Source organism: Roseovarius sp. W115 (genome assembly GCF_032842945.2).
GTDB classification, from domain to species: domain Bacteria; phylum Pseudomonadota; class Alphaproteobacteria; order Rhodobacterales; family Rhodobacteraceae; genus Roseovarius; species Roseovarius rhodophyticola.
This window is the reverse complement of sequence record NZ_CP146606.1, coordinates 1645699-1671062: the sequence shown is the minus strand read 5'-3', so window position 1 is coordinate 1671062 and position 25364 is coordinate 1645699. Positions and strand designations below refer to the sequence as shown.

25 protein-coding genes and 1 pseudogene are annotated in these 25364 nt (G+C 50.4%); 21 read left to right on the top strand and 5 right to left on the bottom strand.

Translation table 11 applies throughout. From position 1 onward, the window contains the following. Nucleotides 1-120: 120 nt before the first annotated feature. From RZS32_RS08510 to RZS32_RS08500, 3 genes are read left to right on the top strand one after another with little or no spacing between them, the layout of a single operon-like run. Entirely contained in the window at nt 121-792 is a 672-nt protein-coding gene (locus RZS32_RS08510) for a TRAP transporter small permease (protein WP_317056566.1), read from the top strand. After that, on the top strand, nt 789-2147 hold the full coding sequence (locus tag RZS32_RS08505) for a TRAP transporter large permease (RefSeq protein ID WP_317056565.1): 1359 nt from the start codon (nt 789-791) through the stop codon (nt 2145-2147). Before RZS32_RS08510 ends, RZS32_RS08505 begins: the two co-directional genes overlap by 4 nt. 6 nt (nt 2148-2153) lie before the next feature. Then, nucleotides 2154-2927 (top strand): IclR family transcriptional regulator, encoded by a 774-nt coding sequence (locus RZS32_RS08500; RefSeq protein ID WP_317056564.1) that lies wholly within the window; start codon nt 2154-2156, stop codon nt 2925-2927. Nucleotides 2928-2934: 7 nt separating this feature from the next. Here RZS32_RS08500 and RZS32_RS08495 read toward each other — a convergent pair whose 3' ends face one another. Then, the gene (locus RZS32_RS08495) at nt 2935-4482 is read right to left on the bottom strand and encodes a mechanosensitive ion channel domain-containing protein (RefSeq protein WP_317056563.1); all 1548 of its coding nucleotides are present in this window, start codon (nt 4480-4482) and stop codon (nt 2935-2937) included. A 493-nt stretch (nt 4483-4975) separates the two neighbouring features. Here RZS32_RS08495 and RZS32_RS19000 point away from each other — a divergent pair. The 3 genes and pseudogenes from RZS32_RS19000 to RZS32_RS08485 form a co-directional block, all read left to right on the top strand. Next, nucleotides 4976-5185: pseudogene (locus RZS32_RS19000) on the top strand (Arm DNA-binding domain-containing protein); the annotation flags it as partial. A gap of 51 nt (nt 5186-5236) precedes the next feature. Next, entirely contained in the window at nt 5237-5965 is a 729-nt protein-coding gene (locus RZS32_RS08490; protein WP_317056562.1) for a tyrosine-type recombinase/integrase, read from the top strand. A gap of 9 nt (nt 5966-5974) precedes the next feature. After that, on the top strand, nt 5975-6283 hold the full coding sequence (locus RZS32_RS08485; RefSeq protein ID WP_317056561.1) for a hypothetical protein: 309 nt from the start codon (nt 5975-5977) through the stop codon (nt 6281-6283). Between the two features lie 21 nt (nt 6284-6304). Here RZS32_RS08485 and RZS32_RS08480 read toward each other — a convergent pair whose 3' ends face one another. Continuing rightward, nucleotides 6305-6493, bottom strand: a complete 189-nt coding sequence (locus tag RZS32_RS08480; RefSeq protein WP_317056560.1) for a hypothetical protein — start codon at nt 6491-6493, stop codon at nt 6305-6307. A gap of 221 nt (nt 6494-6714) precedes the next feature. Here RZS32_RS08480 and RZS32_RS08475 point away from each other — a divergent pair, with 221 nt between their 5' ends. From RZS32_RS08475 to RZS32_RS08440, 8 genes are all read left to right on the top strand, one after another. Further along, nucleotides 6715-6912, top strand: a complete 198-nt coding sequence (locus tag RZS32_RS08475; RefSeq protein WP_339106886.1) for a helix-turn-helix transcriptional regulator — start codon at nt 6715-6717, stop codon at nt 6910-6912. A gap of 111 nt (nt 6913-7023) precedes the next feature. Beyond that, nucleotides 7024-8592, top strand: coding sequence for a type I restriction-modification system subunit M (locus RZS32_RS08470; protein WP_317056558.1), 1569 nt, complete (start codon nt 7024-7026; stop codon nt 8590-8592). Beyond that, the gene (locus RZS32_RS08465; protein ID WP_317056557.1) at nt 8589-9809 is read left to right on the top strand and encodes a restriction endonuclease subunit S; all 1221 of its coding nucleotides are present in this window, start codon (nt 8589-8591) and stop codon (nt 9807-9809) included. Before RZS32_RS08470 ends, RZS32_RS08465 begins: the two co-directional genes overlap by 4 nt. After that, on the top strand, nt 9809-10432 hold the full coding sequence (locus RZS32_RS08460; RefSeq protein WP_317056556.1) for a hypothetical protein: 624 nt from the start codon (nt 9809-9811) through the stop codon (nt 10430-10432). Before RZS32_RS08465 ends, RZS32_RS08460 begins: the two co-directional genes overlap by 1 nt. Before the next feature lie 11 nt (nt 10433-10443). Further along, entirely contained in the window at nt 10444-13263 is a 2820-nt protein-coding gene (locus tag RZS32_RS08455; protein ID WP_317056555.1) for a type I restriction endonuclease subunit R, read from the top strand. 244 nt (nt 13264-13507) lie between these two features. Further along, nucleotides 13508-14014, top strand: a complete 507-nt coding sequence (locus RZS32_RS08450) for a hypothetical protein (protein ID WP_317056554.1) — start codon at nt 13508-13510, stop codon at nt 14012-14014. 1 nt (nt 14015) lies between these two features. Beyond that, the gene (locus RZS32_RS08445) at nt 14016-16178 is read left to right on the top strand and encodes a type IV secretory system conjugative DNA transfer family protein (RefSeq protein WP_339106885.1); all 2163 of its coding nucleotides are present in this window, start codon (nt 14016-14018) and stop codon (nt 16176-16178) included. Between the two features lie 29 nt (nt 16179-16207). After that, nucleotides 16208-17128 (top strand): replication-relaxation family protein, encoded by a 921-nt coding sequence (locus RZS32_RS08440; protein WP_317056552.1) that lies wholly within the window; start codon nt 16208-16210, stop codon nt 17126-17128. On the opposite strand, the gene RZS32_RS08435 is transcribed toward RZS32_RS08440, so the two are convergent. After that, on the bottom strand, nt 17125-17610 hold the full coding sequence (locus tag RZS32_RS08435; RefSeq protein WP_317056551.1) for a hypothetical protein: 486 nt from the start codon (nt 17608-17610) through the stop codon (nt 17125-17127). The two genes, RZS32_RS08440 and RZS32_RS08435, sit on opposite strands and share 4 nt — an antisense overlap. After that, nucleotides 17597-17944: a helix-turn-helix transcriptional regulator gene (locus RZS32_RS08430; protein WP_317056550.1), complete on the bottom strand. Its 348-nt coding sequence runs from the start codon at nt 17942-17944 to the stop codon at nt 17597-17599. Before RZS32_RS08430 ends, RZS32_RS08435 begins: the two co-directional genes overlap by 14 nt. 454 nt (nt 17945-18398) lie before the next feature. Here RZS32_RS08430 and RZS32_RS08425 point away from each other — a divergent pair, with 454 nt between their 5' ends. Then, on the top strand, nt 18399-18728 hold the full coding sequence (locus RZS32_RS08425) for a hypothetical protein (RefSeq protein WP_317056549.1): 330 nt from the start codon (nt 18399-18401) through the stop codon (nt 18726-18728). Between the two features lie 53 nt (nt 18729-18781). On the opposite strand, the gene RZS32_RS08420 is transcribed toward RZS32_RS08425, so the two are convergent. Further along, nucleotides 18782-19312, bottom strand: a complete 531-nt coding sequence (locus RZS32_RS08420) for a DUF3768 domain-containing protein (protein ID WP_317056548.1) — start codon at nt 19310-19312, stop codon at nt 18782-18784. A 134-nt stretch (nt 19313-19446) separates the two neighbouring features. Between RZS32_RS08420 and RZS32_RS08415 the strand changes: the two genes are divergently transcribed. The 6 genes from RZS32_RS08415 to RZS32_RS08390 all read left to right on the top strand — a co-directional run bounded on the left by RZS32_RS08415 (nt 19447) and on the right by RZS32_RS08390 (nt 25166). After that, nucleotides 19447-20661: a type IV secretory system conjugative DNA transfer family protein gene (locus tag RZS32_RS08415; protein ID WP_317056547.1), complete on the top strand. Its 1215-nt coding sequence runs from the start codon at nt 19447-19449 to the stop codon at nt 20659-20661. A gap of 218 nt (nt 20662-20879) precedes the next feature. Beyond that, nucleotides 20880-21509 (top strand): recombinase family protein, encoded by a 630-nt coding sequence (locus RZS32_RS08410; protein ID WP_317056546.1) that lies wholly within the window; start codon nt 20880-20882, stop codon nt 21507-21509. Then, the gene (locus RZS32_RS08405) at nt 21440-22378 is read left to right on the top strand and encodes a recombinase zinc beta ribbon domain-containing protein (protein WP_317057875.1); all 939 of its coding nucleotides are present in this window, start codon (nt 21440-21442) and stop codon (nt 22376-22378) included. Before RZS32_RS08410 ends, RZS32_RS08405 begins: the two co-directional genes overlap by 70 nt. 130 nt (nt 22379-22508) lie before the next feature. Continuing rightward, nucleotides 22509-24104, top strand: a complete 1596-nt coding sequence (locus RZS32_RS08400) for an ATP-dependent nuclease (protein WP_317056545.1) — start codon at nt 22509-22511, stop codon at nt 24102-24104. A 325-nt stretch (nt 24105-24429) separates the two neighbouring features. Further along, nucleotides 24430-24825 (top strand): UvrD-helicase domain-containing protein, encoded by a 396-nt coding sequence (locus RZS32_RS08395; protein WP_339106884.1) that lies wholly within the window; start codon nt 24430-24432, stop codon nt 24823-24825. Next, the gene (locus RZS32_RS08390; protein ID WP_339106883.1) at nt 24822-25166 is read left to right on the top strand and encodes a hypothetical protein; all 345 of its coding nucleotides are present in this window, start codon (nt 24822-24824) and stop codon (nt 25164-25166) included. The genes RZS32_RS08395 and RZS32_RS08390 overlap by 4 nt, the downstream gene beginning before the upstream one ends. The last annotated feature ends 198 nt before the right edge of the window (nt 25167-25364 follow it).

The window sequence follows — 25364 nt, the reverse complement described above, 5'->3', positions numbered from 1 at the left end:
TCGTTCCGGGCGTGCATGCCGCGCCCGGAACATCAAAGCTATTTCTGACACATTCCCCAGACATTCGTGATATAATTTAAAAGCATAATCGCGGACTTATGGGACATAGGGAGGGGCACCATGGAGTTCATCGGAGGGATGGGAGAGATCATCTCTGCCCTGCTTAGCGGCGACTCGTTCGAGTTACAGACGGCCCTGCGTGGCAACGCAGGGCTTTGGCCGCTTGGGCTTATCATCACGTTGGTCGGCGGCGCTTTGGTCGCATTTATTTACAGAGCCGTGCCCTTCATAGAGCGCAACCTGGAACCGGCGGTGATGATCGTGGCATATCTGGCCATCGGGTATATCATTTTCGCAGGCGTCGTGCAGCGGTTTTACTTGAGCGGCCAGCCCGCCTGGTCAACCACGCTGCCGCCCTTTCTGTTCCTGATTATGACCTGGGTGGGGTGCAGCTATAACGTCAAGCTGCGTACACACCTGGCGTTTTCAGAGTTTCGCAAGGCGCTGCCCCGGACCGGGCAGATGCTGTGCCTGATGCTGGATGCAGTGCTGTGGATTGGGTTTGCATGGATCGTAGTTGTCACGACGTTCCAAGAGACCGTGCGTGCCGCGGCAAACTTTGCCATTATGCTGGGCACGGACAACGTGATGCAGTGGTGGTTCCTGGGCACCGTTCCGGTGGCCTTTATCCTGCTGGTGGCGCGTGTGCTTGAGAATGTATCGCGCGATGTCCGTGTCTACCGCGAGGGCGGTGAAATGATCGAGCAAGCTGTGATCGGGGGTGACGCATGAGCGATCCAACCATCATCACGCTGATCTCAATCGGCGCCACGATCTTTTTCATGATGGGCGTGCCGGTCTTTCTGGTCATCGCCTATTGGGTTATCGGCATGTCGTTCGTGCTGGAGTTGCAGCTTTTGAACATGGGCGCGGCCCTGCAGGACGTCTTTACCGACGGCTTTGCCCTGCTGGCCATGCCGCTTTTCATTTTGACGGGGGACCTGATCAACAAGTCCGGCATCGCGCGGCGTTTGAGCGACTTTGCATATTCCTGTCTGGGGTGGATCCGCGGCGGTCTGGCGATGGCAAGCCTTGGGGCCTGTGGTCTTTTCGCTGCGATCTCGGGCTCAAACTCGGCCACGACGGCCACGATTGGTTCGATGCTGCATCCCGAGATGGTCAAAGGTGGCTATGACGAGCGGTTCAGTGCCGCAACCGCGGCTGCCGGTGGTACGGTCGGGATCATCATTCCGCCGTCGATTATCTTTATCGTCTACGGTTTCTTGATGAACCTGCCGATTTCGGACCTGTTTGTGGCCGGGATCGTTCCGGGTGCGATGATGGTAGGTGGCATGATGCTGGCCTGTTTCATCATCTGCTGGCGCAATGGTTGGGGATATCTGATCGCCCTGTCGCCCTGGCGGGTGTTCAAGACGTCGCTGGGCGCGTGGCTGGGCTTTTTCGCCATAGGTCTGGTGCTGTGGGGCATCTACACCGGGAAGTTCTCGCCCACAGAAGCGGCGGGTGTGACGGTGGGCTTTGGCATCATCGCAGGCCTTGTCAGTTGGGTCGTCTCTAAGGTCTTCAACATGGACCAGGACAAGGATTGGTCTGAGAAGTCGGTCCCGGCGATGCTGGTGGTCGAAGGCTTCACCATTCCGCAAATCCCCAACATCGTCATGCGTTCGGCGCAGATCACTGGCATCCTGGCACCGCTGATCGCCATTTCGGTGGTGATGCAGCAGATCCTGTCGCTGCTTGGTGCCCAAGAGGTGATCGGCAACTTCGTGACCTCCATGGGTGGGTTCTATCCGGTGCTGTTCACTGCCATGGCCATTGTGTTTATCTTTGGCATGGTTCTGGAATCCCTGCCGGTGACGATCATTCTTGCGCCGATCCTAGCCCCTATTGCTGCTGATATCGGGGTTGATCCGATCCACTTTGCTGTGGTGTTCCTCGTGGGCGCGTCGATCGGCTTTATCACACCGCCTTACGGTTTGAACCTTTATGTCGCGTCTGGCGTGACAGGCGTGCCTTATTTCAGATTGTTGCGGTATACTGTGCCTTACCTGTTCGCCTTGATCAGCGTATGGTTCATCGTGGCGCTGGTGCCAGATCTAGCTTTGGCGTTGCTGCCTGAACGGTAAGGTCCAATGGCAAAAGGCGACGCAAACGAAACCCGAGGTCAAATCCCGACCAACCTGCGTTTGCTCTTACTCGTAGAAGAGTTGGCAAAGGCCGGAGGCCCTATGTCTCCGGCCGACCTCAGCCTCGCTTTGGACCTTCCCAAACCAACCGTTCATCGTCTTTTGGCCACGGCGGAAGACGAAGGGTTTATTCAACGAGATGTCGATGGGCGGTCCTTTGGGCCCGGCCATCGACTGCGCCGTTTGTCGGCCAATACCCTGTCATCACAACGCATGCGAACAGAACGGCTGGCGATCATGAAAAAGCTGGCAGAGCAGATCGGCGAAACCTGCAACCTTGCTGCACCAGGCCGTTATGGGATGGTCTACCTTGATCGGGTCGAAACGCATTGGCCATTGCGCATTCAGCTGCCAGTTGGCACACAAGTGCCCTTCCACTGCACAGCCAGTGGGAAGCTCTATCTGTCGTCATTGCGCAATGACCGGCTGCATCGGTGGATGTCGACAGTCACGCTTGAAAAGAAAACCGAATTCACAATTTCGGATCCCAAAGATCTATTGGCCGAGCTAGCCGAGACCCGCGCGCGTGGATACTCCACGGATGATCAAGAATTCATGGAAGACATGGCGGCGGTTGCCGTAGGCATTGACGATAACACAGGTCGGTTGCTGACGACCTTGTCAATTCATGCGCCGATCCAGCGTAAGGGCCTGAATGATTTGAAGTCCCATTTGCCAGCGCTGAAGCTAGCCTGCGAACAGTTGGCGCAGCTTATCTGACGCCCAATTAGCGCAGGTTGCCCCGAAAAACACGATCAACTCTTCTGACCAAATCCTGGAACGTCACGGCCTGCTCAGTGTCGGTAGTGTAAGATTTTGCGTCATCCGCCCGATCTCGGCGGCGTTGAACCAGCTCAGCGAATTGCTCAGTTATACCTTCTTTGCCTGCCACGACCTGCCGCAAACATCCAATGTCCACTCGGATGATGGACACATCAGATCGTGCTGCATATTGCATCGCGGCGGGCTCACCGGTCAGCATCGCAGCAAGGCCGAAATACTGGCCCGGATTCAACTCTTCGAGCGTGTGTCTTTTATTCGTCTGGGATGTGACAGACACATCTACAACACCGCTGGAAATCACATAAATGCCATCAGCCTGCTGACCTTCATCCAGTATCACACTACCCGCCTCGACAAAGGTGCGCTGACTTCTCGCAGCGATATCGGCTAAGTCTTCTTCGCTCAAAAACGTTGCGAAATCGAGAGACTTGAGCGCCATCAAAACACTGGGTGGTTCGATTTGGGTGTGCAAAGCGCGTGTGTAGCGCACCTCTTGCACGTCAACAGCCACTTGGATGCCTGCCGCGCCAAGAGCATCGTGGATTTCGCGGAAAAGTTCTTCACGGCCGGCAAACATGGCGGGATAGTTGGCGAAATGCACCCAGATCATATAGGTGTATGGGGATTGAGATGCCTCTATCAACCGAATGACAGGCGTTGTGCCGGGCAGAGTACGTTTGCAACGCGATGCGGCGTCAAACAGCAAAACCTTGATCGCCCTTGGATCATAGTCGGCCGAGAGGCGTATTGTGTACCATGGCGCATAGGGATGTTTTCGGTCATGCAAGTTACGAATGCGCGTTTTGGCCAAAACGCTGTTCGGTATCACAAGCGTCGCATTGTCCCACTGTTTTAACCGCGTTGTCCGCCAGTTGATATCTGTCACACCGCCCTCAGTGCCATCTTCCAGAACAATCCAGTCACCCAACTTGAAAGGGCTCTCCAGACCCAAGGTAAGGCCAGCAAAGAAATCACCTAAAGTCTGCTGTGAGGCAAAAGCAAGGATCGCAGCCAGAACGCCAGTGGATAGATAAAGCTCAGTCGGGCGGTATCCATTCAGTGTCAGAAAAATTGCGAGGCCGCCCAGTACACACAGACCATACAGGATCAAACGAATAAGCTGCGGCAAACGCCCGTCATTGTTGTCGTCGTCGACATGGCTCACGCTGAACCAAATCTCTGCAATCCGGCCAAGGCCAACAGCCACCGCAACAAACAACAACGCCTGCATCAGAGTATCCGAAACGACCGCAAGCCGCGTCTGATCAAAACTTTCGAGGACTTCGGTCGAGAGGCGACCAACGCCGAAAATTGTCAGCGGGATAATCAGAAAATTCGCAGCTGTCTCAATCCACAAATACCGCGACAAAAGCCTCGCTCCGGCACCCGTACTTCGAAATACCACCCACAAACAGGCAACAAGCAAGGCAATTCCAGCAAATATCAGGCTTTCCCGTACGGGCGTATCCATAGAGATATCGGTGTCGAACATGTTTCGTAGTTCCAATTCCGCCTTGCAGGCAAATTGATTAGTCCACAAAGGGAATAAAAGCCTGACACTCAGTTACTTTGACGAGTGGGGCCTGTTTAGCTATGAAACACCGCTAAGTCACTTTCCGATGATACAGCCTCTCAGGGTCAAGCCTTGGCGTTTGGAAAAGGACACAACGAGTGTCCGCGCGCCCGGTCGCATGGGCCATTTCCGAACCACACCTTGTTTGCGGCAGTGGACTGCGCGCAAAGTCAGGGTGGGTTTGGCATCCGATGCGATTTGGAGATCAAAGTAGCAAGCTGGTCGGAGTGGCGAGATTCGAACTCACGGCCCCTGCCTCCCGAAGACAGTGGTCCTCAAAATCATAGCTGAACATTAATACACATAAATCTTTATTTATATGGCTTTATCTGATATTCAGATGAACATAGCGCCAAATTGTAATCCGCCATTGCGCGAGACATTCCCGAGACAAAACTGAGACAAAACACGGATGGCGACACTAACCGAACTTTCAATTCGCAAATTGGCGAACCCCGAACGAGGAAGCGAAAAGCACTTCGACGCTGCGCTGCCAGGGTTTGGTGTTAGGTGTTCCGCTCGGTCTAAGTCCTTTTTTGTTATGTTCGGAGCGCAACGCCGCCTTAAGACATTGGGTAGATGGCCGGACCTGTCACTGAAAGATGCTCGGCAGGCTGCCAGGCAGTTTTTAGCGACGCCTCCTACTGTTCGCACGACCCCAAAGTTTGGTGACATGCGTGATCGTTTTTTGGCTGATTGTCATTCTAGGCTGCGACCAGCGACCGCCGAAAGGTACCAATATGCGCTTAAAGGTATCGCAGATACAAAGTTAGATCAGTTGTCTACCGACATTGCCGATCCTAACCAAATCAAAGCCCTCAAAGCTTTGTTCAATTGGTGTATCGACCGGGGATACTACGATCGCAATCCTTTCATTCGACGGAAAGTGATATTTAACGTTCGCGATAGACTGCTAACTGACGAGGAAGTCGCAGCGATTTGGAACGTAGAGCAAGCACCCTATTCCGACATAGTTCGACTGCTCATACTCACCGGACAAAGGCGCAATCAAATTTGGCGTTACGATCCCGCGTGGATCGAGGTTGACACGATTACGTTTCCAAGTAGCGTCATGAAAAGCAAGCGCCCCCATACCCTCCCTATCACCGGATTTGGCCACCACCTCCCCGACAAACCATTTTCCTTCAATAGCTGGTCGAAGTCCAAGGCTCGGCTGGATCGGCGGTCAGGAGTGAAAGATTGGGTGCTGCACGATTGTCGTCGTTATTTTTCTAGTACCATGGCACGCCTCGGTGTACCGCTCCACGTCACTGAGGAAATCATTGATCACCGTTCACAAGTGTCGGGGGTGGCGGCTATCTACAACCGCTATACATTCTTGGATGAGATGCGTGAGGCGCTTACAAAATACGAAAGCCATATAGCCGAAATTACCAACTAGGCTTCAGGTTTGACTCTTGACGAAACCTGTTTTCTGACTCGCTATCAGATTCGACTCTTTGGCATTTTTCGTATAGATTCCAAGTATATGGGATACACCAAAGAAGAAGTAGACCGCATCATTGAAAAGCGGTGCCTGCCATCAGAAATGCGTGAAGCAGTAGAGCGCATTATTTCAACGGAAGACTACGAACAATCAATTGATGATCTGAACCACTTGGAGGCCAAATGCTATCGCTTTGAGCCCAATCATCCTCGTTACGATAGTAGACGAGATGAATTTCCAGGAGTGGAGGAACGTGAAATGGAAGCGGCCTAGTGGTAGCCGCTTCCGAGCGGTTTAACGGCGTTTCTTCGCTGCGGTGGCACGAACACCTGTGAAGAGGAACCCAAGTTCGTTGACCACTCCGGCACCAATCTTGCAGTATTCTTTGCCTACTTCCTTGGCCACGGCTTTGAACTCTTTGTTGCGGTACTCGATGTATTCTTTCCGGACTTTCTGACGTTCTGCTTTGGACATAATCTTCATGGTTTTTCTCCTTGATTTAGTCCCTCCATTTTAGGCTGCTGAGAAGACTTCCGGCAGATGCACAGGGCTGAACATAGCTGCTTATTTTCCGTGAAGGTTCCGCTGAAGGTGAGAATTCAAGCCTGTTGCAATAGGTTGATTCGCTGCTACGCTTCACCCCTCTCGGGAGACTTGTCGAAACCCGAGCATCGCGATGCTCTTCAATCATGGAGAACATCGTGATGAGGATACTTTCAAAACGCCAGGTCAAGGAGCTGGTCTTGTACTCACCCCAACACATAGCTCGTCTGGAGAAGGCAGGCGAATTCCCCAAGCGGGTACCGCTGGGCCCGAACCGGGTGGGCTGGGTCGAGGATGAAGTGCTCGAATGGCTCAAAGAACGTCTTGCGCGTCGAGAAGAACCATACCGACACTCCTGATACCAGGAGCAGGGTGATCGGGGTTGCAAACCCGGTCACCCGATCTGTCTTGCAAAGCCCCATCAACGTCGGCACTTTGCGCTTACCTTGAGCAGAAAGTACAATATTTACATGACCGAAGCGCAAAAACTCCGCCTTGAAAGACAACTCTGGAACATCGCCAATGAATTGCGCGGGAAAATGGACGCCGATGAGTTCCGCGACTACATCCTTGGCTTCATCTTCTACAAATACCTTTCGGAGAAGCAGCACTTGTTTGCAAATCAGCTTCTCGAAACAGAAGACACAAAGGAATACAATGATCTCGCTGACGAGGGTGACATTGAAGCCATTCGTGAAGAGTCACTCGAGAAGCTTGGGTACTTCTTGCGCCCGAATGAGCTTTTTTCTGCGGTTACAAGTCGCGGCAACGCTGATGTCCAAGGTGGAAACAACTTCATTCTCGAAGAGCTGGAACGCATTCTCAATGCCATCGAGCAAAGCACGATGGGCAATGAGAGCGAAGACGACTTCAATAAGCTGTTCGAAGACATTGACTTGGCCAGCACGAAGTTGGGACGTACTCCGAATGCTCGGAACCAGCTGATCTCCAAAGTTTTGGCACACCTCGATGCCATCGACTTCCAGCTCGATAAGGTCGACGCTGACGTTCTCGGAGACGCCTACGAGTACCTGATCGCTCAGTTTGCTAGTGGTGCAGGAAAGAAGGCTGGAGAGTTCTATACTCCCCAACAAGTTAGCCGCATCCTAGCAAAGCTGGTTACACTAGATAAGAAACGCATAAAATCTGCCTACGATCCTACGTGTGGGTCTGGTTCTTTGCTACTGCGCGTCGCAAAAGAGGCAGAGGTTGGTGCATTCTACGGGCAAGAGTTGAACCGTACTACATATAACCTTGCGCGCATGAATATGATCTTGCATGACGTGCATTTTTCGCGTTTTGACATTCGGCAGGAAGACACACTCGAAGAACCGCAGCACTTAGATGAACGATTTGAAGTGATTGTCGCCAATCCGCCTTTCTCCGCAAAATGGAAGGGATCAAACAATCCGCTGAATGAGACAGATGATCGTTTCAGTCAGTATGGGAAGATTGCACCGAGCTCGAAAGCCGATTTCGCTTTCGTGCAGCACATGATTTATCAACTGGCTGAGAACGGTACCGCTACCGTTATTCTACCGCATGGAGTGTTATTTCGTGGCGCAGCTGAGGGTGTCATTCGCGAATACATCATAAAAGAACTGAATTATCTTGATGCTGTTATTGGACTACCGCCAAACCTTTTCTACGGCACCTCAATCCCGGCGTGTATTCTGGTGTTCAAGAAATGCCGCGTCCATGACGACAACATCATGTTCATTGATGCAAGTGCGGAGTTTGAGAAAGTCGGCAATCAAAACGCATTGACTGACGCGCACGTTCATAAAATCATCGAGACGTACGAGAACCGTATTCCAGTAGAGAAATATGCGTACACAGCGCCGCTTAGTGAAATTGCTGAAAACGGCTACAACCTCAATATCCCGCGGTACGTCGACACCTTTGAAGAAGAGGACGAAATCAACCTTAATGACGTGGCAAAAACGCTTCACGCTCTCGAAAGGGACATCAAAACAACCGATAAAACCATCGCGGGTTTCTGTGCTGAGCTCGGAATTTCAACACCGTTTGTCATATGAGTGCAAAGACTGCAAACACGCCGAAGCTGCGATTTCCTGAGTTTTCGGAAAAGTGGCGAGAAGAGCAACTAGGCGACTATTTTACATTCAAAAATGGGATCAACGCAGATAAATCCGCGTATGGCAGCGGTCGAAAGTTCATTAACGTTTTGGACATTATCGCCGCAGGTCCAATTTTACATGACAACATCATCGGAAGCGTTGAGATTTCTGATGCTGAATTTGAAAAGAATAAAGTCGTTTACGGCGATATTCTTTTTCAAAGGAGCTCCGAAACCCGAGAGGAAGTCGGACAAAGCAATGTTTACCTGGACCGCGAACACTCAGCAACTTTCGGAGGTTTTGTTATTCGTGGGCGCACCGTAAAAGAAAGCCACCCTGAATTTTTTGATTGTTTATTGAAAACGTCTGCGGTCCGCAGTGACATGACCGCTCGCAGCGGCGGAAGTACTCGATACAACGTCGGTCAAGACTCACTTTCCCAGGTAAAAGTTATTGTCCCTACTGATCAAAACGAGCAACAAAAAATCGCGGCGTTTCTTGGAGCGGTAGATGGGAGAATAGAAAAACTGACACGCAAAAAGGCGCTGTTGGAAGACTACAAAAAAGGCTGCATGCAACAGCTTTTCACACGCAAACTACGCTTCAAGGACGATCAAGGTAAAGACTTTCCCGATTGGCGCGAAAAGAGACTGGGAGATGTAGCGGAAATAAACCCTCGTTCAAATTCCTTGCCAGATGAGTTCCTATATATCGACCTAGAAAGTGTTTCTCAGGGTAGTTTAGCCGCTGCAAAACTAACCTTGAAATCGGAAGCCCCAAGCCGAGCACAACGACTACTCGCATCTGGCGACATTCTCTTTCAGCTTGTTCGGCCTTACCAGAAGAACAACTTCTTCTTTCAGAGTGCGGAACTGCATGTAGCGTCGACTGGTTACGCTCAACTACGCGCCTACGAAAACCCGGCTTTTTTGTACCAACTAGTTCACGAAACTGGTTTCGTTAACCGCGTTTTGGAACGGTGTACTGGAACAAATTATCCGGCAATTAACTCCAATGATTTAGCTGAGGTGACCGTTCAGTTACCTTGCCCCGACGAGCAGCGAAAAATCGCAGATTTTCTCGGTGCTATTGATACAAAGATTACTTTCGTCGCAGATGAGTCGGAAGCAGCTCGAGATTTCAAAAAAGGCCTTCTACAACAGATGTTTGTGTAATGTTGGATGCCTTCTCCGTCTACGATCGCTTAAAACACTTCTTTCCTGAGATTGAGGCTTTTCGAGTCCCTCTTGAAGAGGCGTACAATGGTCAGTCTACGATTGGCAAACAGATCGATCTTGCCAATGCAATTTACGAGTGTGTCGGCAAGAATGCCTGGGCAAATACCGCTGAAGCACCAGTTGATAGCAAGATCGAAACCGCGAAGATCACTGCTATCCTTAATGGAGCCAAAGCTTTCTTTGAAGAGCATGACCCCGATTACTACGAAGATATTTTCTCAGCGCTAATTACACCAGCCGGGCGAATTCTGGGCAATAGGAGCACCAGCGGTGACATTTCCCATGGACATCTACCCTCTAAGAAGGAGCTAAGCCCGGCGCACGCTGCTATGTCGCTCAATTTGGCACTGTCCTTTGCGGCCTACTACTTCCACATTCTGGAACTCTCTTCTGGTAAGATGAACTACGACGAGTATGCCGGAGAAGAAGGCTTCAATGAGTGGCTGAACACAAAAGGTGACCGGATCGGTGGTGCTTCATATAGTTGGCTATTGTACCAGCATGACTATGATGCCTACGAAGCTTTCTTTGATGAATTTCAATCCATTGCTGATGAGTAGAAACTGATTTCATGACGACACAGACAGAACAACAACTCGAAAAAGCTCTGATCGACCAGTTGCAGGAACTGGGTTGGGAAAAGGTGTCTATTCCAGACGAGGAGGCACTAGTCGCGAACCTAAAACGCCAATTGGAAGCGCACAACAACACCGAGCTTTCAGATGCTGAGTTTCACCAAATCCTCAACAAACTGGCACGAGGCAATATCTTCGAGAAGGCAAAGATACTACGTGACCGGATCGACTTCGCTCGGGACGATGGGACGACAGGCTACGTAGAACTAATTAACCAAGTCCATTGGTGCAAAAACCAGTATCAGGTGACACACCAAGTCACGATGACCGGCAAGTACACCAACCGGTATGATGTGACTCTCTTAGTGAATGGCCTGCCACTGTGTCAGATCGAATTGAAACGGCGCGGTCTGGAAATGAAGGAAGCCTTCAACCAGACAAACCGATACCACCGGCATTCATTCTCGGCTGGCTACGGCCTTTTTGGATACATCCAGCTGTTTGTCATTTCGAATGGTGTAAACACCAAGTACTACGCCAACAATCCGGTGAACCGCCGTGACTTCAAACAAACCTTTTTCTGGGCAGATACGGATAACAGGCGGGTCACGCAGCTGAGCGAATTCGCTGAGGTGTTTCTTGAGAAATGCCAGCTATCCAAGATGATCACGAAATACGTGGTGCTAAACGAAAGTATGCAAATGCTCATGGCTCTACGGTCGTACCAGTACTATGCGGTTGAAGCGATTGTAGAGCGGGTGCTGCAAACCACCAAGAACGGATACATTTGGCACACAACCGGCTCGGGCAAGACCCTTACATCTTTTAAAGCAGCACAAATTCTGACGCAGAGCCCACATATACATAAGGTAGTCTTTGTGGTTGATCGAAAAGATTTGGACTTTCAGACCATCAAGGAGTTCAACTCATTTCAGGACGGTAGTGTCGACGCGACGACCAAAACTTCTACGCTGGTGAAGCAATTTGTTGATGATACGCCACTCATAGTTACAACTTTACAAAAACTTAATACTGCCATCACTCGAGATCGACATCTCACTACTATGGACGATCTGCGCGACAAGCGGATGGTTTTTATCTTTGACGAGTGTCATCGTAGTCAGTTTGGAGACACGCACCGGCGCATCACCGAGTTCTTCGGAAACGTGCAGTTGTTTGGGTTTACAGGAACACCGATCTTCGCTGACAATGCGGCTAAGAATGCACTAGGGAAACGTACGACACGCGATCTTTTTGGCGAGTGTTTACATCGGTACGTCATCACCGACGCCATCCGTGACGAAAACGTGCTCAAGTTCTCCGTGGAGTATATTCGCACCTTCAAGCGTAAGGATGACATCGTCGACATCGAAGTTGAGGCAATTGACACCGCAGAGGTCATGGAAGCGCCTGAGCGACTGGAGAAAGTGGTCGATTACATAATTGCCAATCACGGTAGAAAAACCCACGCGCGCGAGTTCACGGCGATTATGTGCGTCGCCAACGTCAAGAGCTTGATTGCATATTACGAGCTCTTCAAAGCTAAGCGGGTGGCAGGCGAGCACAATCTCCGGCTCGGGACAATTTTTTCGTACCAGGCCAATGAAGAGGATCAAGAAGCAGAAGGGATTTGGGGTGGCGACCTGCCAGACGAAAGCGGTCCCGTCAGCAAACATAGCAGAGAAAAACTAGACGAGTGCATTGCTGACTACAACGGCAGTTTTGGGACCAACTATTCAACCGACAATTTCTACGGCTACTACAAGGATATTGGAAAGCGTGTGAAAGACCGGCAGATAGACATCCTGCTCGTGGTCAATATGTTCTTGACTGGTTTCGACAGTAAGCCTTTGAACACGATTTATGTCGACAAAAACTTGAAGTACCACGGCCTCCTGCAGGCGTATTCGCGCACAAACCGGACTATGGGTAGCAAGAAGTCTCAGGGTAATGTGGTTTGTTTCCGTAACCTAAAGCCCGCAACTGACAAAGCAATTGAGCTGTTCGCCAACAAAGAAGCTCAAGAAGAGATCATCCTCGCTCCATACGAGGACTACGTGGCGAAATTCGAGGGGGCCGTGACTAACCTTTTCGCTATCACTCCAGACGTTACCAGCGTTGATAATCTTTTGACCGAGGAGGATGAGGCGAAGTTTATTCAAGCGTTTCGGGATGTCATTCGCATCAAAAACGTCCTTGACTGCTTCACCCAGTTCACGTTCGACGATCTGCCTATAGATGAGCAACTGTTCGCTGACTTTCGCAGCAAATATCTGGACCTCTATCAGAAGGTGCAAAGTGAACGCGAAAAGGAAAAGGTTTCCGTTCTGGACGACATTGACTTCGAGATCGAATTGATCACGCGAGACAAGATTAACGTAAGCTACATCATCAATCTGCTGCAGAGGATGGCTGAAGCTCGACCCGAAGACCGCGCCAAACAACGTAAAACCATTATGGACATCCTCGATAGCGAGGCACAGTTACGTAGCAAAAAAGAACTCATCGAACGGTTTATTTCAGAGCACATGCCACAGGTTCCCCAAGGGTCAGACATTGGCGATGTATTTGATGAATACTGGAACGACGAGCGGAGGAAAGCATTTCAAGCGATTAGTGAAGACGAAGATTTGAACCCAGAAGGTTTAGAGAGGGTAATTGGTGATTACTTGTTCACCGAAAAGCCACCGATGCGTGATGATGTAATCGCACTGATGAACAGCAGGCCAGGTTTGCGTGAGCGCAAGACTGTTGCCGCGCGTGTAGTGGAAAAGATCAAAGGTTTCGTTGAGACATTCGTAGATGGGGTTGACTAAACCTGTATCCCCATAGACCGGTTCCCCCGATCCTCAGCCATAGCGACTCGTTGCGTAGCACTGCTGACCAACTTCCGCGTCGCTTTCAAATGACTTCATACAAATACTGCTGTTGAAATCACCCGAACCTGTGAACAACCCCCACCTGAATCATTCTTGACCCACCCCCGCCAGGCGGGCAGGGTTTTGTGGGGTATTGAACGTCCCAACTGACTAAGACCAAGACTTGGAATGGGGAAGAACTTTGGATTTACTTTTTAAGCGTGAGCAAGGGTACAGCGGTCGGAGCGTTAAGTTTAAACTCTGGGGGAAAATACAAATCGATTTTGATGAAGCAGACATCATGAAGAAGTATAAATTCACTGATGCGGTGCTAATTGACGTTGACCAACCGGGATTGTTTGGAAGATCAGCTTTTGTAAGCGTAGTGGTCTTCGTCATTGCGTTTATTGCCGTGCGAGACATGGGTGTTATCGGCTTGCTGCTTGCAGTCGCTGCCGGAATAGGCGCGGGCTTTTTCTGGTATCACCAGAACCGTGAAACCATCTATGTGAAAGACTTACTGCACGGACGCCATTTTACCTGTGACAGCGTGGTGGACTTGGCCCGCAAAGAAGCTTGGTTAGAAACGGTAGTGTCGTACCTGCGCCAAGTCATGGAAAGTGCCAAACACTGGGATGGCACCGAGCAACACACCGTTGAGCCTTTGCCCAAAGAAGAGGCGCGGCAGGTGATCCTCAAGGGCATTTGAAATGCCAGCTCATTTAGCGCAGCGTATGCATGCATTCGTGCATGGACTCTTTCGTACCAGCGACAAGGATGAGACCCGAGCGCTCTATGAACGACTGCGTGTACTTTATCGGCAATCGGGCCTTGATCCCGAGACCGCACAGGTGCAGGTCGCAAGGCGCACCGCGACGCGGGCGGCTGAAGCGCTCGATATCTCGACGATACATCCGCAGTTTGTCGTACTGCATACCTTAGCCTTTCAGTTACTACAGGCGAATGATCACTTTGTGTTGCCCGAGATCGACTGGTCGGAAAGCCGATCCGTGACTGAATGGTGGGAGGTACGGGATGCGCTCAATGCTGAACGCCCACTCTTGGAGAATTTCGAGCAATCCCTCCATCTCATCACAGACGCCTCGGTATACGTCTTTCGTCCATTGCTCGACGGCTGTCCCGCTCTGCTCAATACCGCGCACAATTCGGGCGGTATCACCGTGCCCACTGATCTCTTGCACAGCCACACTGACCTGCCTCGCGCAGTCGAGCATTGCTTGCAGCTTGGGTTCAATGAAGACATCAAAGCAGCGGGGTTGTTCCCAAAGCTGGCGGATCGCTTAGAACGCAACCTGGTGGCAGCGTCTGGCGGAAATCCGGCTGATCCTGGCTCGTTCACACGGCAACCGAAGACCCCATCACAATCTGACGAGAAAGACCCAGTGAGGCTCGTTCTGTCGTATCTGGCTGGAACGCCGTTGGCGTCGATCTTCGATCAGACCGTCACTTATACCATTTCTCAGTCTGTGCGGTTCGAGCACCACCACATCGTAGCGGGCAGTGGACATGGCAAAACGCAGACGTTGCAGTATCTGATTGCCAACGATCTCGAGGCCGTGGCGGCTGGCGAGCAAAGCGTCGTGGTGCTCGACAGCCAGGGTGACCTCATTCGAAACATCGCCAGTCTGAAGGAGTTTGCACCGGGCGGACAGCTGCACGACCGAGTGGTCATCATCGACCCAACGGATGTTGAATACCCCGTTTCACTCAACCTATTTGATGTGGGGCTCGAACGTCTACAGGAATACCCGCTTCTCGAACGCGAACGCCTGACCAACTCCATCCTAGAACTGTATGATTTTGTACTAGGCACACTGCTGGCAGCAGAGATGACCCAAAAACAAAATGTCATCTTCCGCTATGTCACTCGGCTCATGTTACATATCCCCGATGCCACCATTCATACGCTTCGTGAGTTGATGGAGCCAGGCAGCGAAGTCGCCTTTGCCGAACACATCGCCAAGCTTGAGGGAACTGCGCGGCGATTCTTTGAAACAGAGTTTGCCGGAAAGGAGTTTGAGCAAACCAAGAAGCAAGTACTACGACGTCTTTGGGGCATTCTCGAGAACCAAACATTTGAACGAATGTTTTCGCATCCGCGCTCTAAGCTCGATCTATTCTCAGAAATGAATTCGGGTAAAGTGATCCTTATCAATACTGCCAAGGATTTGCTCAAAGAGCAGGGTAGCCAAATCTTCGGCCGGTTTTTCATTGCATTGATTGCCCAGGCGGCTCAGGAACGTGCCACGATAAGGGAGAAAGACCGGACACCAACACTTGTCTACATCGACGAGGCCGCTGATTACTTTGACCGCAATATTGGGCTTATTCTGGCGCAGGCACGCAAGTACAAGGTAGGGATGGTGCTGGCGCATCAATATCTCGGGCAACTTGATCCGAAACTGCAAGAAGCCTTCGCTGCCAACACATCCGTTAAGTTTGCCGGGGGCGTTTCCGCCAAGGACGCCCGAACGCTGGCACCAATGCTCTATACCGACCCCAGATTGATCGAACAGCAGCCCAAAGGCAGTTTTGCGGCTTATGTGCGAGGTGTGTCTTCTGGTGCCGTACCTCTCTCGTTTCCATTGGGATATCTCGAAGATAAAGAACGTCTGGATACCGAGGACGCTGACCTTTTGCGCAAAAAGATGCGCGAGCGCTATGCAGTTCACTACTCTGCCCTCGGGGCATCTGAAGAGGTAGAACCGGATGAGGCCAGCTCGGCTGAAGCAGATGGTACCGAGCCAGACGGGGGCGAGGCCGATCAGGGGCCAGATGATACAGAAGAGCAATCCCAGCGCTCTGGTAAAGATAAGGACGATCCAGACACGGATGCGAGTGATCAGTGGTAAGGGATGGTCTTGGACGCCGGTCCGCTCATGTGCGACAGTCGACTGGTAAGCGGGTACGTCTGACAGATCGCGACCTTCTCTGGCTTGAGAAACTCCACCAACACGGCCCGCTATCTACTTCATATCTGCTCGCCTATTCAGCCGTGTTACGGACGAGCGACAAACGGCAAAAGGAACGTCTCGGTGATCTCTTCCATGAGGAGAATACAGCTCATGGTGGAGCTTACATCGACCGTGCGCCTCAGCAGTTTGCAACACTTAAGGCTGGGTACAATCAAATCGTCCATCAGGTTTCAGCCACTGGTGTTCGAGCGTTGAAAGAGAAAAATCTTTGGCACCAAACCTCAGGTCACCATGGTCCGTGGCTACACAGACATATGGTCGCCTGTAGTACTGCCTCTGTTGAATTGGCGACTCTTCAACGAAGTAATCTGTCCTTCATCCCACAACATGCGATTTTGGAGCGCGCAGGTGCAGGTCTGTCGTTTCCTTTGCGCATCCAAGAGAAAGATAGCGACAGGCCGGTACGCAAAGACCTTAAGCCAGATGCACTTTTTGGTCTCACGTACCACACTACAAAAGGAGATCGCTTTCGCTTTTTTGCGATGGAAGTCGACCGTGGTACAGAGCCAGTCACATCACGGAATTGGAATCGCAAGAGTTTCGAGCGCCATCTCAAGCAATATGAGATGTTCGTTGCTCAAGATGCATACAAAGAGATGCTGAAACTCACCGCGCCGTTATTAGTCTTAGACATAGTACCGGACCGCGATCGTATGAACTTGATGCTTAAGCAGACTAAGCGACAGTTGGGTCCTTGTTCCTATCAGCTGTTTCAGACGTTTGAAGACTTTGCAGCGCCATGGCGGCCGCCGGAACCAAACCACGCACTCTTAGAGAGTGCGTGGTCACGGGTTGGATATTCTGATTTCTTGATTGGCGACGTCTAACCCATGGCGGCTGCCAATTTATCCGGTGGACCGTTGATTACTTCTTCGGCCAAAACCAACGCCTCAAATACGATCATGTTGCGTGGCTCAAACTCAAAGAAGCGACGCTTCTTCTTCGGCAAGTGCCCGATCAAATCAGGATGTCGCTTCGCCGCGTATTCAGCTTCCTCGTATTTCGACTGAAAGACACGCCGACGGGACACCTGCACATCGAGAACATAGTTGTGGCTAGCTAGTTCTGCGATGGAAGCGATGAGTTTTTTAGAATGGCTACCTTTGCGACAGTCATCGTTGCACTTCTCAGTGACAACAACATCGGGTTGGAGCGTGTTGATGAGCTCTTGGACGTAGGCAACCAAGTTTGTGGCCTTGTTTGATACGGTCGTGGTTACCGCCCAATCGAGCAATTGTGTGCCTTCCAGGAATACATATCCAACGCGCCCCGATGACACCGCCACGGACAGCACCTTAAGCGCTGCCATGATCGAGGCCCTCAGCCAAACGACGTTTCATGCGCGACAGAGAACCGGGACGGTTAAAGGTGCTCATGGCTTTGCGACCAGGGGCCGGAAGCGTAGAGAGCCTGACTGACAAGTGCTTCTTCCGCTCGGCCATCACCTCCGCAAAGAAACTTTCGAAGGAACGGCCGTAGACGAGTGACAAATCAATGATCTCGATGAGGCTGGGACGACGTTTGCCGTGTTCCAGTTGGGAGACCACTGTCTGATGGGTATCAAGAAGATGTGCCAGATCATCTTGGGTATAGCCCGCTTTCTTGCGTGCCAAACGCAAGTCGAGGGCAAATTGAGAACTCATAGATTGTTGTACTAAGTGACTAAAACCTCGTGGTGAGGATTCTCAGTCTATGTCGCCAAGGAGCCTATCTCTAGCAGGCAAGATATGGTCTGACGTTATAGGTTCGGCGGGATCGTGTTTTGCAGGACGAACGTATCGCGCTGTGCGGGTGCGCAGAACCGGACCCCTCATGGGTCCGGTAACCAGCAAACATTCGCAACTGCGTGTTCGTCTCTACAAATGCGAAAGAACAGGGCTCAGCAACATCTCGCGACTGATGCTTCTAAGCCCCGGAGAGCGGCTGAACTAGCCGAGGCTGGATATCTAGTATACGCGCTTGAAACATAATTCTAACAGAGCGGTACACATTTCGGCACATGGCAAGCTTGGTGACTAGATGACAAGTTAGTGGCTGTAAAGTTGATGAAACGTCAAAAGTCGGCTACGTTTTTCCTGTTTTGGGTTAGGAGGGCCAATGGAAGTACTTCTTTGGATAGTTGGGTTGGTAATAGCTGGATCTCTACTTTTCTGGGTGGTGATTTATGGAGCGATTGGCTTGTTGATGCTCTGGGGTGTTTGGCCTTCGGTGCTAGGTGTCGTTGGAGGAATCCTTATATGGATTAACGTTGACGACAATTTTGGTGTGATTTTCATGCTGGCGTGCTTTGTAGGCCAGTATTTCTGGGCAAACCATATTGATCCAGGCGGCTACTCCGGTCCTTCTGATCCTCCAGGCATGAGCGGAAAACGTCGACATTACAATAAGGACGGAAAGCTCACTGGCTACAGCGATAGCGGTGAGTGAAACCTGTTACTTACGAAGCATAAGAAACGCCGCCCACAAGGGGACGGCGTTGTTCAATACTCAGAACCAAGCATTATGGTAAGCACTCGATGCGTGCAGCCTTCGTTGGCAGGGTTTTCTGAAACTTTCTCTAACGATGGATCAAGATAGTCGATCTTGAAAAGCACCTTCTGGCCATTGACTTTGATGGCGCCAAAGTCATGCTCACCCCACGGATCATTATCATCTGAGAAATCATCGAATTCACGGACAGCTCTGACCGCTGCTACAGCAAACTCGCCTCCATTCTCCTGAATTCCCAAAGTGAGCATGATCGACCCCCGACCAATGCCGTCTCTTCGAAACTGGTCATTGAGCTCGCGGATGCGTTGGTGTGGCGGGTGTTCTTGTTTGGACCACACCAGTTTTGTCTGACCTTCACATTGGTGGCAATGCGCGTCGTTGTAGATATTCTCCAGCTCCCACAGCCCGCTGTCCGGATTCCAACAGGCACAGGCGTCTTTCACGACGCGTTCCGACCCGCACTTTTCGCAGCGTGGCACAGAGCCTATATCACCGGCCACGTCATCTTGTAGTATTCCCATGGTTTATCTCCTTCAGCATGGAGCGGGCAGGAGGTAGTCCCGCGCGCTCCACTGAAGGTGATGGATGAACAGTCTAAGAACATTGTCCCGGGTGCGAAAGGCAGTGACTAGCGGTCAAGATATGCGCTCAGATTATGACTAATATCTTGGCTGCTAGCGAACCCAGTGAGATCACCGATACTTGTTCGATGCACATACCTATCATCGGCTTAGCTTTCCGTCGGTATCAAGATGTAGCACCTTTCGGCGTGGGTACTCGCGAACGCCTATTGCATACCTACTTGATTGGGCAGACCGGCACAGGAAAGACGACACTGCTGCAAAACCTGGCATGGCAAGATGCCCAGTACGGAAACTGCTACTGCTTGATTGATCCTCATGGCGACTTGGCCGAAAGCCTTCACCGTCACATCAATTCGTCACACTTGTATTGGGATGTCGGTGACCAAGGCTGCCATCTGGGATACAACCCGCTCAAGCGCGTTGGCGAGCAGTATCGTCCATTAGTCGCATCAGGTTTCATCGAGACGCTCAAGAAGCAATGGCCGGAAGCTTGGGGTGCACGGATGGAGCACCTGCTGAGACATGCGATTTTGGCACTCCTCGAACAGCCAGCCGCTGATCTGCGCGATCTCATGCGCCTTTTCATCTACAAAGGATATCGCCGCCAGATCACCGAAACACTCACCGACCCACAGGTCCGGTTTTTCTGGAAGCACGAATTTCCAGCAATGAACTACCAAACCAGCGCGGACGGGGTGTCACCGATTGCCAACAAACTGGGAGCATTCTTAGCACATCCGGCGGTACGCACTGCACTTTGCGAACCGAAGAAAGTGCTGAGCTTTCGTTCAATCATGGACAGTGGGCAAATTTTGATTGTAAACCTGGCCAAAGGAAGGCTGGGTTCTGATGTCTCGAATGTGATGGGAGGTTTGATCACCTCAAGCATTATGCAAGCGGCGTTCACTCGACATAGTCTGCCTGAGGCAGCGCGGCGGCCGTTCTTTTTATATGTCGATGAATTCCATAATCTCACCACCAAGACCTTTGCGGGGATGTTGTCCGAAGCCCGCAAGTACGGGCTTGGATTGATACTGGCCCATCAGCATCTATCACAAATCGACAATGACGTGCGGGACGCCATCATTGGCAATGTCGGCAACCAAATTGTCTTTCGCGTTGGTGCCAATGACGCAACATTCTTCGAACGACAGATGCGGACATTCTCGGCTTTCGATTTTCAGAACCAACCGAACCACCGGGCCAACGTATTACTCACTTGCCGCGGTGAGCGGCTGAAGCCGTTCACCGCGTCTATGTATCCACCGTATCATGGGAGGGAATAAGTTGACTGCTAGCAACAGATAGTCGCGTCGGTACCATTGCATTATGGAGCGACCAGACGAATTCAAACCAAGGATGTCCGAAGACGCATTCTACGAATATCTTCGTATCTGCGAGGAACTGTATTTGGAAATGGTCGCTAATGGCACTTGGCTTTGGAACGAAGATTCGCCAAATTCTGATAATTTGATAGAGTCCGAAGAACTTTAACCATTTGATCATGAAAAGTTATTTTGCCTACACCCGTGTCAGCACGGTGAAACAAGGTGATGGTGTTTCCCTCGAAGCACAGCACGATGCGATAGACGAATACGCCAGACGACACAAATTGATGGTTAGTGCTTGGTATGAAGAAAAGGAGACTGCTGCTAAACGTGGTCGGCCGGTTTTCTCAGACATGCTCAGATCGATACGATCAGGGAAAGCTGATGGATTAATAATCCATAAAATCGACCGTAGCGCCCGAAATCCATACGACTGGGCTGCAATCAGTGAACTGCTTGATGAAGGCATTGATGTACGTTTTGTGCATGAAAGCCTTGATCTCACTAGTCGCGGAGGTCGCATCACCGCCGACATCCAAGCTGTTATCGCGGCCGACTATGTTCGCAATCTTCGTGAGGAGTGTCTAAAAGGCATCGAAGGTCGCCTTAAGCAAGGACTATTCCCGTTTAGCTCTCCGATAGGGTATCTCGACCAAGGTCCAGGAAAACCAAAAATACTGGACCCGGAGCGTGCGCCGTTTGTACGACAAGCTTTCGAGCTGTACGCAACACAACAATATTCGTTCCTTGCTTTGATCAAAGAGCTCAATCGGCGTGGCTTTCGAAATCGGGGGGCAAACCAATAAGTAAAGGGTGTCTAGAGAACCTTTTAGCTAACCCATTTTACTACGGTACGATCCGTATGAAACGCTCAGGAAAGCTATTTAATGGGATTCATACTCCAATCATCGACAAGTCTTTGTTTGATCGTGTGCAAGAGGTCAAGACGGGCAAACACAATCGCAAAGTTTCGCTGCACAACCACACCTACAGAAGACTGGTCGTCTGTGGTTGCTGTGATCGTACGTTGTACGGTGAGCAGCAAAAAGGCCAAGTTTACATGAGATGCCACACTAAGGGATGTCCGACAACAACGATCCGAGAAGATCGACTGGAGGGTGCAATAAGTCGACAACTCCTAGAGCTTGAACTGGGTAGGCACGATAGAAAAAGACTAGAACGCGAGTTGCAAGTTTTGCTCACAAGAAGAAATACAGCTTCAGATCGGCGTGCTCTACAACTTCAACTATCGAACCTAGATCGTCGTAAGGAACAGCTGACCGATGCACTACTTGATGGCTTGATCGACAAGTCAGCTTTTCAAGAGAGACGAGTACGGTTGGAAAATGAAAAGCAAGACCTTTCTGATGCCCTCAGGAACATAGACGACACAGACGGCGATGAACAACTAGCGCGAAATTTTCTCGAACTGGTAAAAAACGTTTGTCTGACGTACCAAATCTCTAACAAGCAACAAAAGCGTCGCCTCACTGAAATCTTATTCTCGAACCGAACGCTCACGGGAAAAAACCTTTATCTTGAGCCGCAGAAATGGCTCTCCAATAAGCTATGGGCCATAAGTGTCTTATGTGGTCCACCAGACCGAGACACAGCTCGAACTAAGGAACATATCCAAAATGTTCTCAACGAATTTCATGAGTGGCCACGACAATAGCCTGTCTACCGAAGTCCAGTACCATTCATGAATGCCAAAAAACTCGCACGTCTGCTTGGCAGACAGCTCCTGGTTGCAAGAAGATCTGAGATTGATAGTCTGTTACGATCAGCGGTCGCGAGAGTAAATTATGAAAATCAATAAGATACACATTGAAAACTTCAAGTCCCTAAAGGATGCGACGGTAAGCTTTCCTGATAAGATAGCCATTGTTGTTGGTGACAATGAAGTTGGAAAGACGACGCTGCTAGAGGCCATCAACCTTGGACTTACTGCACAGCTGAACGGGCGGCACATTGGGTATGAGTTACACCCATACTTGTTTAATTCAATCTCTTCTTCTGAGTATCTGTCCAGCCTCTTGGAAGGTACGAACCCAATGCCGCCAAGGATTTTGGTAGAGTTATACTTTGCCGAGCACGACGAGCTAGGATCATTGAAAGGGAGCATCAATAGCACCGGTGAGGACTGTCCTGGAGTATCATTGACCATAGAGTTTGATCCAAAGTTTGAAGATGAGTACGCCAACTACATTGCCAATCCTGCCGATGTCACCTCAATCCCGATCGAGTACATGAAGGTTGTTTGGAGAACCTTTGCTGACCAAGATATAACTGCACGAAGCTTGCCGGTTCGTTGTTCACTTATTGACGCAACGACCGTGCGTCACGATTTGGGCGCAAACCGCTATCTGACGGAGGTCATGGCCAACTATCTCGAGCCGCACGATCTCGCGCGTCTTGGGCTGTCTTACCGCAAGATGAAAGACCTGTTCTTGGGTGATCCTAGTATTACTGCCATCAACACCGAGCTTGAAAAAGCAAAGGGTACGGTGTCTGACAAGACCATCTCTATTGGCTTAGACAACACTGCCCGTGCAAAGTGGGAAGCTGGGGTAATACCACATCTCGACGACATCCCATTCTCACTTGTGGGTAAAGGAGAACAAACAAGTACTAAAATCAAGCTTGCTTTGGAAAAGGCTGAAGGAAGCAGAGTGATTTTGGTCGAAGAGCCTGAAAATCATCAGTCTCATACCAACTTGAGTGCCCTTCTCGAGAGTATGTTCGGTAAGGCCGGTGAGAACCAGATAATAGTTTCCACCCACAGTAGCTTTGTCCTCAATAAACTGGGTCTAGATGGCACGGTTTTGTTTGACGGTGAGGCCGGTGCTACGCTGATGGACCTGCCTGAAGACACCAAGAACTACTTCCTAAAGTTGTCTGGCCATGACACGTTGCGTTTGATTCTATCAAAGCGTGCCATTCTGGTCGAAGGGCCGTCTGATGAGTTGCTAGTGCAAAGGGCGTACAAGGACGTACACGGGGTGTTGCCGCTTGCTGACGGTACAGAAATCATTTCCGTTCGTTCTTTGGCTTTTAAACGGTTCTTGGACATTGCACGTCTACTCAATATTGATATCCGGGTTATCACTGACAACGATGGGGATGTCGCCAAACTGAAGAAAAAGTATGGGGATTACCTGGGTGCAGATGGCGTACTCATCTCATTTGACGATGATGAGGGAGCTCCAACGCTTGAACCACAACTCGTTAAGTACAACGGTCGGAATTTGACTAACAAAATTCTCGGCAAGGACTTTGCAACAGACGAACAGCTGGTTGAGTACATGGAAGGTCACAAGACTGATTGTGCATTAAAGTTCTTCGAAAGCGAAACGGCGATGGTCATTCCCGACTATATTCAACATGCCATCGCAAAGTAACGTTACAATCGCCTGCGCTGGTTCTGGGAAGACTACGAATATTGTTTCGTCAATACTCGAAAAACCTGATGAGCACGCATTGGTAACGACGTTCACACTTAGCAACGTGGCAGAAATCCGACGCAAATTTATCGACTTCAATGGGTACGTTCCTGAGCGAGTGACAATCTTGCCTTGGTTCACGTTCGTGTTGCGAGAGCTCGTTCGTCCGTACCAAAATCACTTTTTCAGGCCATGCCGAGTACGGTCTGTAAACCTAGTATCCGGCCGCTCTGATCCGTATGCGCCGAGGGCCGATAAATCACGCTACTTCTTTGGCAATGGGTTGGACGTTTATTCAGACAAACTTTCGGAGCTTGCCCTGACTTGTGAGCAGCAATCAGATGGTCGAGTTATCCGACGTTTAGAAAGCCAATTCAATGCTTTATACATTGATGAGGTTCAAGACTTGGCTGGATACGATTTAGAGCTGCTGGAACTCTTCCTGGCCTCGAAACTGAAGGTGACCATGGTCGGTGATCATAGACAAGCCACCCTAGCAACGAACCAATCGCCGAAACACAAGAAGTACCGTTATGCAGGGATCATAAGCCTGTTCGAGGAATGGGAAAAAAGGATCGTGTATCTTTGGACTTCATGGATTCTTCTCACCGCTGCAGGCAAGAAATCTGTGATTTTTCTGACAAGTGCTTCCCTGAAAGTCCAAAAACAACATCAATGAATGAAACTCTTACTGACCACGATGGCGTATTCGTCGTGTCTCCAAAACACGTCGATCACTATGTTGAGCAGTATAGGCCGCAGGTTCTGAGGTACAACAAGACTGAAAAGTGTAACGGCTATCCAGCAATGAACTTTCGTGTTTCGAAAGGGCTAACTTTTGAGCGAGTACTGATTTACCCACATAAGTCCATTCGAGATTTCCTTGCTTCAGGAGAAGCAAAGACTCTCAAAGAACCACAATTGCTTTATGTTGCGGCTACTCGTGCTAGGCAGAGTGTAGCCTTTGTTTTGGAAGACGAATGCGCCGTTCAAGGTGTTGAGAGATACATTCCAGAGTGAAGACTGACCGAGTACCTTTTTAGCGGCTCAGTTCGTTCTGCTCGACGTAGCATGTCTCGGAACACTCAGATGTATCAGGCAAATTCTTAGCTTTTCCACACGAAATCCCCGGTTTCAGAAACTCAGGCCGCAGCCTGGATTTGGTACACTGAGCTATATTCCTCAACTTGGATATGTGGCCTTATAATTTTAATACTT